Origin of the sequence: Candidatus Pelagibacter sp. (assembly GCF_052049775.1) — a bacterium.
In the GTDB taxonomy this organism is placed as follows: domain Bacteria; phylum Pseudomonadota; class Alphaproteobacteria; order Pelagibacterales; family Pelagibacteraceae; genus Pelagibacter.
In genome coordinates, this window is sequence record NZ_JBNGZH010000042.1 from 1 (window position 1) to 8,081 (window position 8,081).

Here is an 8,081-nt window from a genome sequence, read left to right on the forward strand (position 1 = left end):
ATCAATAATTCTTAATTGATAATTTTCATCATTTAAATATTTTAAGCCCCTCTTATCGGTTGTGATTATTACTTTTGCATCTTTAGATAAATGTTCATAAAGTATTACTGCAGGGATTACATGGCCCCCTGATCCTCCTGTAGTTATCAAGTAATTTTTATTCATTCTAATTTAGATTTCTTTTTGTAAAGTTCAAAATTATTCCAGATAAAATTGAAATACTAATTATTGAGGAACCACCATAACTTATAAATGGTAATGTCATACCAGTTGTAGGAAATAATCTAATATTTACTCCAATATGAATTATGGTTTGCATTAATATAAGGCTTATAGATCCGACTAAAATTAATTTAATAATTTCATCATTTTCAAAATTAACTTTTTTAAACACTGAGTAAATAAACATTAAAAACAATAAAATGATTAAAATTATGGCAATTACACCAAACTCTTCGGAAATTACTGAAATAATATAATCTGTATGTGCTTCTGGAACTCTATTTTTTAAAGTCCCCTCTCCTATACCTTTCCCAAAAAAGCCTCCACTCGTAATGGACTCTAAAGCTTTGTCTGATTGAAAATTGTAAGTTCCGGTTTCGGAGTCTATAAAAGATATTAATCTATTTTTAATGTATGTGAATTTTGAAACAAAAAAAATTAAGTAAAAAAATATTAAGATAATTGATGAAAATAAAAAAAGAAGTAAAAGTATACTTATACCCGAAGAAAATATTAATACTGACCAACTAAAAAAAACTAAAAGTGTTTGTCCTATATCTGGCTGTAATGATAATAATAAGGCAATACCTAAAGTTATTATAAAAGAAAATAAATACTTTATATGAATGTTGCTAAATTTCTGGCTACACAAAATCAAGCTAATAAAAATGATAAGAAATGGCTTAACTAACTCTATCGGTTGAAATCTAGGCAGAAAGTATAGATCTATCCATCTTTTTGAACCCTTAACCTCTACCCCAATTATAGGCACTAAAATTAAAAATATTAATGATAAAAAAAAGAATAGAGGAGAATATTTTAGAAGTTGCTCTTTTTTAATTGAAGATAATAAAAAAATTATAATCATCCCTAACAAAATAAAAACTAAATGTTTAAAAAAAAATTGGTAATCATTTGTATCTAATTTATCAGAGGCAATTAATGATGTGGAAACTAAGGAAAAAAATAGACCTGTTAAAAATAATAAAACAATCAGGGAAAAAAGAAACTTATCTATATTTTTCCACCAATCATAATAAATGCTAAATAAAGTATTCTTATTTTCCATACATAAATCTTTTTACTAATCGATTAAAATATAAACCTCTTTCTTCGAAGTTTTTAAAGTTATCAAACGACGCTGCACAAGGGCTAAATAATATCGTATATTTAATAGATCTTTTTGTTTTGATTATAGAAAAAACGTTTTTCACTGCGTCTTCTAAATTTAGATAATTCTTAAATTTTACTTTACTTCTAAGCTGTTTGATAAAAAAATTTTTATTTTCTCCATAAATAAAAGCGGTAACATTACTTAAATCTTTTTTTTTTAATTCTAATTTGTCACCTTTTTTGTAAATACCACCCAATAACCATAATATGTTGGAGGCTTTTTTTAACATTCCGACAGAAGATGAGAAACTGGTGGATTTTGAGTCATTTATAATAGTGAGATTCTTATTTTGAATAATAATTTGTTGGCGATATTTCAAACCCTTAAAATTTTTAATCGTTTTTCGTAAAAGATAGTTTTTTAGTTTTAATTTTTTTGCCAATTCTATAATGAAAGATAGATTTTCTCTATTTGACTCAGTTAAAAAATATTTATTTTTGATTTCCAGAAAATCATTGTCATTTTTTTCTGTATTTACTTTAACAATCTTACAATTAAATTTTTTAGATTTTAATTTTCTCGAAATTAGTGCGTCATCTCTTTTAACAAATGCTAAACAACTTTTGGATTGAGAGTCTAGGAGTTTAAATTTTGCATCAACATAATTTTGAAGAGTTTTATGTCTTTCAAGATGGTCGGGTTTAATGTTCAAGATTATTGAATATTTTGAACTAAATAACTGACTGTAATCAAGCTGGTAAGAAGACGCCTCTATTACAAAAATTGTATTTCTTGATATTTTTTTTTCATTTAATGGAGGATTTCCAATGTTCCCAATAAGTCTCACATCTTTTTTTTGATCTTTTAAAACTTCATATAAAATTTTAGCAGTAGTAGATTTTCCATTGGTACCTGTAATAGTAATGCATTTATTTTTGAAAAAAGTAAAAAATACATCTAAATCTGTATAAATTTTTTTCTTATTAAGTTTTAAAAATTTAGATAATTTACAATTCAAAATATTGATACCTGGGCTTATAATAATTATGTCAAATTTTATTTTTGATAATTCTAATTTAGAAATTTGTTTTGGATGTGTGTTTTTCAAATCGTCAAATAGATAAACATCAGCTTTATTTCTTAAAAATTTAAAAGATGATATTCCACTTTTTCCAAGCCCATAGATTAATATTTTTTTTTTCAAAAAAATATTTTCAATTATTTTTTTCATCTCAATTTTAAAGTAGCTAATCCTATCATCGCAAGAATTATAGAAATGATCCAAAACCTTATTACAACAGTCGACTCTGGCCAACCTTTTTTCTCAAAGTGATGATGGATAGGAGCCATTTTAAAAATTCTTTTTCCAGTAAGTTTAAATGAAATAACTTGAACCATCACAGAAACCGCTTCTAATACAAAAAGACCTCCGGTAATTGCTAAAACTATTTCATGTTTTGTTATTATTCCAACAGCTCCCAAAGAACCTCCTAAAGACAATGAACCTGTATCGCCCATAAAAATTTTAGCTGGAGGTGCGTTAAACCATAAAAATCCAAGACATGAACCTATTATAGCTCCACAAAATATTGCTACCTCTCCAGTTCCCTCTATGTAAGGAATTTGTAGATAATCTGAAAATACAATATTACCAGTTACATAACTAATAAATGCAAAGCATGCTGCCACCAAAATTACTGGAACAGTTGCCAAACCATCTAAACCATCTGTCAAATTAACTGCATTAGATGAACCAATAATTACAAATATTGCAAAAGGAATAAAAAACCAACCAAGATTAATGATTAAGTTTTTAAAAAACGGAAAATATAAATTAGTTATGTTTTGATAATCTATAAAATTTACATAAATAACAACACCAAAAATTGATAATACGATTTGTAAAATTATTTTTAATTTAGATGAAATTCCTGAAGAGTTACTATACTTAATCTTTTTATAATCATCAAATGCACCTAAAAGTCCAAATGAAACGGCAACGTACACACAAAACAAAATATTAATATTTGATAAGTCTGCCCACAAAATTACTGATGTGAGTAAACCTAATAGAATAATTAATCCACCCATAGTTGGTGTACCAATTTTTTTAATTATATGATCTTCAGGTCCGTCATCTCTTATAGGATTTAAAATTTTTTGATTTGAGAAGAATTTTATAAACGGCCCTCCAATTATTAAAACTATTATGAGTGATGTGAAAACAGATAAACCAGTTCTGAAAGTTAAGTATTTAAAAACATTCAAAAATCCAAATGTATCTACATAGTTTAATAAAAATTGATAAAGCATCTACTTAATTCCTTTTAAATCATTTATCATCTTATTAAAACCTGTCGCATTTGAGGCTTTAACCATTAAATAATCATTATTATTCAAATCATCTTTAATAAATTTAATCATTTGAGAATTGGTTCTAAAAACTTTACCTCTTTTTGATTTTACAATCTTTTTGAATATTTGACTTATATAGTTTCCCTTTAAGAAAATTTTATCAATTTTTGTTTTATTAATTATTGGAGCAATTGACTGGTGAAGTTTTTTAGAATGAGTTCCAAGTTCTAACATATCACCAAGTAAGAGATACTTTCTGAAATTTTTGCTCTTTACTTTATCGTAATTCAATATCGCAGATTTAAGGGATAAAGGATTTGAATTATAACTTTCATCTATTAGGTTTATGTTTTTTTTATTTATTTTTATTCTTGATAAATCTCCTCTCCCTTGTGGAGTTGTAAAATAAAAAAAAACTTTTTTATCTAATTTTGTAATATCAATATTAATACTCATTACCGCTAAAGTAGCTAAAATATTATAAATGTTATTTTGAAAATTATTAGAAATCACAAAACTTTTGTTAAAATTTTTAGCTTTGATATTTATTTTAAAATTATCATTAATTTTAATAATATTAATTAACTTCACATCAGATTTACGATTTTTGATCCCAAATGAAATAGTATTAATATTATTTTTAGTAGCTATTTTTTGATGTAATCTAAAAAAATTATCATCTGCATTTAAAATCACAAAACCATTTGGCTTCGTATTTGAAATTATTTCAGATTTTGCAAGTGCAATATCTTTTATATTCTTAAAATTTTTAGCATGAGCGTAATTTATATTAGTAATAACGCTTATGTCTGGTTTGATAATTTTTGATAAATAATCAATTTCCCCTTTTTTATCCATGCCGACTTCCAAAACTCCATAATTATCGTTCTTACTCAAATTAAAAAGACTTAATGGAACCCCATATTTGTTATTATAAGATTTTGGGGAAATAGTTGTTTTAGAAATTTTTTTTAGAGTTTTGCCTAATAATTCCTTAAGTGTAGTTTTTCCACAGCTCCCTGTTATTGCAATTATCTTTGCATCAATATTCTCTCTGAAAATGGTTGATGTTTCAGTCAAAAATTTCAATGAATCTATTACTTTTATTTGTTTTTTATAATCTAATTTTTTTTTAACTTTATTTACAACTACTATGGAAGCTTTTTTCTTCAGAGCTTCTTCTACAAACTTATTTCCATCATTTTTCCTGCCTCGTATAGCGAAAAAAATGTCATTTTTTTTAACTTCTTTTGAATTAATTCTAGCTTGTCCCAGAGTTAAATTTGTATTTAATTTTTTATCACCAGATGACTCTTTAATGAGATTTAATTTCAAATTATTTGATAAATTCAAATTTTTTAATTTAATTGCGTTTAAAATTATTTTTTTATCCGAAAAATAAATTTTACGATTACCAATTTCTTGAATTTTTTCATGACCTTTGCCAGCAACTAATAAGATATTGCCTGTAGTTAAATTTTTAACCGCTTCAGAAATCGCCTTTGCTCTATCAGAAATTTCTGATATTTTTTTACTATTTATTCCCTTTTTAATATCTTTTCTAATTTTGTTAGGATTTTCCAATCTAGGATTATCATCTGTTAAATATATTTGATCTGAATATAATGAAGCTATTTTACCCATTTTTGATCTTTTATTTTGATCTCTATTTCCACCACAACCAAACAAAAGAACAATTTTTTTATTAGGAAATTGCTCTCTTAATGAAAGAAGAGATATTTTTAATGCATCTGGTGTGTGTGCGTAATCCAAGATAACTTTAGATTTATTTTTAATATTGCCAATTTTTTCTAGTCTACCCTCAACAGATCTTATTTTTGGAATAACTGCCAAAATTTTATTTAAACTTAGATTACTTTTTTGGGCAGCTATAATTGCCATCATTATGTTCTTGAGTTGTATTTTACCTATAAGGTTGAGCTTAATATTTTTGATTAAGTTTTTATATTTGATTATTAACATTTGTTTCTCACCTAAAAAATGATGAGATAAAATTTTAATATGATTTTTTGGATTATTTATAGAATAAATCTTTAAATTTCTCTTTAATGCAATTTTTTTTATGTTTCTAAATTCAGGTATTTTTTCATCAGTAATTACATTGCCTTTAATAGATAGAAGTTTCTCAAAAAGATAGAGTTTTGCGATTAAATAATCTTTTAAATTTTTGTGATAATCTAAATGATCTTGAGATAAATTTGTAAATATTCCTGAATTAAATTTTAAACCATCTAACCTATTTTGACTTAAACCATGACTTGAAGCTTCCAGTATTACATCTTCTACTTTCTGATTTTTAAGATAATTTAATATCTTCCCCAATTGAATTGGGTCGATGGTTGTATTGGATAAATTGATATATTTGTTGTTTGATTTAACACCCAAAGTTCCAATTGATGCAACTTTTCTTTTATTAAATTTTAATATTTGATAATAAAAATCAGCTACGGAAGACTTTCCATTAGTTCCTGTAATTGCTATTAAATTTGATGGTTTTTTATTATAAATTTTAAATGAAACTTCAGCTAATAATTTTCTCACATTTTTTGAATGAATAATTAATACTCCATTTGGAAATTTTGTTATTTTCTTTTCAGTTACAATAATTTTTGAGCCTTTGTTTATTGCATCTAATATGAAATTATTTCCATCAATATTTGTGCCTTTAATCGCAAAAAAGACATTATCTTTTTTTACTTTTGAACTCTCAAAACAGATGTCAGAAAAAAAAGTCTTTTCATATTTTTTTCCAATATTTGGGAAATAATCTTTAAGTAACATCTAAAAATTAAATTCACTATATTTTGTGGCTAAAATAGGCCCAATTTTTTCAACAATTTGACCTGTAGCTTCAACTGTTGTCCATCCAGCAGTATTAAAAGGTGTCCCTTTGTACTTTATATTTGATCCATCTCTATAATGATAAATATAGTTTTCATTTATTTTTGGTTCATCCAACATAACGGCTAAAACAAATTTTGGTTTAGATGTTGGAAATACTGACACAAAAGAATTAATCTTCTTATTTGAATACTCTCCATCGGCACTTTTTTCAGCTGTTCCTGTTTTACCACCAATTTCATATCCATTTACATTTGCCAGTGATGCGGTTCCATCTTTTGTTGAAACAATTTTTCTTAAGATTGGTAAAATTTCTCTTGATAAATCTTGACTTAAAATTTTTTCTTTTTTTTCATTACTATTATTTTTGAGCAACTTTGGTTTTATTTTATAACCCCCATTAACAACAATAGAATAAGCTTTTGCTAATTGAAGCAATGTAGTTGTAATGCCATGACCAAATGATGCTGTAGCAAGTGGACATTTTCCCCAATTGAATTGTATTGGTTTTCCTACTTCCTCAATATCAAAGTCAATTTTTTCTAAAACACCAATCTTTGATAAAAATGATTTAAATTTTTCCTCGCCCACTTGCTGAGCAATTCTAACTGAGCCTATGTTGCCAGAACGAACTAATATTTGTTCAGCAGTAAGATTGGATGGGATTTTTTTGTCGTATTCTCTTATCGGAAATCCTGCACACTTAAGAGATTTTGGTAAATCAACATATTCCGTTTCAGCAGTAATAATTTTTTCATCAAGAGCAGCAGCTAATGTGAAAGTTTTAAATACAGATCCAAATTCATACACACCTTTAGTGACTCTATTTATATAATTTGAATCTGAGATTTTCTCTCTCTGATTTGGATCAAAATCAGGAAGAGAAACTAAAGATAGTATTTCACCATTATTTACATCCATCAAAATTGCAGCACTTCCAATGGTATTAAAAATTTTGTTGAATTTAATTAACTCTTCTCTGATTAAAAATTGTAAGTCTTTATCTACTGTTAATTGAATAGGTTCTTTACTATTTCTTAAAATTTTGTCTAATGATTTTTCCAGACCTGAGACTCCGTTGTTATCATTATCAATTTGACCGAGAATATGACTGAATAAGTTTTTTTCAGGATAAATTCTTATTAATTTTTCCTCAGGTTGAATTGATTTGTCACCTAGTTTCATTACCTTTTCATAATTTTCTTCAGATATCTTTTTTTCTAAGTAAAAAAATTTTTTATTTTTCAATTGATTTTGAATTTTGACAAAATCTTTATTGGGAAAAATATATTTTAGATTAATTAATAACTTTTTTTTATCAATAACTTTTTTAGTGCTTATGCCAATATCAATTGAACTTACTGTCTTACTTAGGTATTTTCCGTTTCTATCAATTATGTCTGCTCTATAAAGTTTATTGGAAGTACTAGTCAAATTTTCATTTATTACTTTTTTAGAATCTCTAGAGCCAAGATGTACTAAGTGTATAGAAAAAATTATAAAAATTATAAAAAAGATAAAAAAAATA

General features: G+C 25.6%; 6 protein-coding genes. All 6 read right to left on the reverse strand.

Annotated features, from left to right (window positions below; translation table 11 throughout):
- A partial coding sequence (locus ACTT83_RS05535; RefSeq protein WP_440919111.1) for a glycosyltransferase occupies positions 1-165 on the reverse strand: 165 nt, incomplete at its 3' end.
- Position 166: 1 nt separating this feature from the next.
- Complete coding sequence (locus tag ACTT83_RS05540; protein ID WP_440919106.1) at positions 167-1,291, reverse strand: FtsW/RodA/SpoVE family cell cycle protein; 1,125 nt, start codon at positions 1,289-1,291, stop codon at positions 167-169.
- Positions 1,281-2,567, reverse strand: coding sequence for a UDP-N-acetylmuramoyl-L-alanine--D-glutamate ligase (gene murD, locus ACTT83_RS05545; RefSeq protein WP_440919107.1), 1,287 nt, complete (start codon positions 2,565-2,567; stop codon positions 1,281-1,283). The genes ACTT83_RS05540 and murD overlap by 11 nt, the downstream gene beginning before the upstream one ends.
- Positions 2,564-3,649, reverse strand: a complete 1,086-nt coding sequence (gene mraY / locus ACTT83_RS05550) for a phospho-N-acetylmuramoyl-pentapeptide-transferase (RefSeq protein ID WP_440919108.1) — start codon at positions 3,647-3,649, stop codon at positions 2,564-2,566. Before mraY ends, murD begins: the two co-directional genes overlap by 4 nt.
- Positions 3,650-6,493, reverse strand: coding sequence for a UDP-N-acetylmuramoyl-L-alanyl-D-glutamate--2,6-diaminopimelate ligase (locus ACTT83_RS05555; protein WP_440919109.1), 2,844 nt, complete (start codon positions 6,491-6,493; stop codon positions 3,650-3,652).
- A partial coding sequence (locus ACTT83_RS05560) for a peptidoglycan D,D-transpeptidase FtsI family protein (protein WP_440919110.1) occupies positions 6,494-8,081 on the reverse strand: 1,588 nt, incomplete at its 5' end.

What these genes read in the sequence shown, in the direction of transcription:
- ACTT83_RS05540 (WP_440919106.1), bottom strand. Translation starts at nt 1,291, where the DNA reads ATGGAAAATAAGAATACTTTATTTAGCATTTATTATGATTGGTGGAAA.
- murD (WP_440919107.1), bottom strand. Translation starts at nt 2,567, where the DNA reads ATGAAAAAAATAATTGAAAATATTTTTTTGAAAAAAAAAATATTAATC.
- mraY (WP_440919108.1), bottom strand. Translation starts at nt 3,649, where the DNA reads ATGCTTTATCAATTTTTATTAAACTATGTAGATACATTTGGATTTTTG.
- ACTT83_RS05555 (WP_440919109.1), bottom strand. Translation starts at nt 6,493, where the DNA reads ATGTTACTTAAAGATTATTTCCCAAATATTGGAAAAAAATATGAAAAG.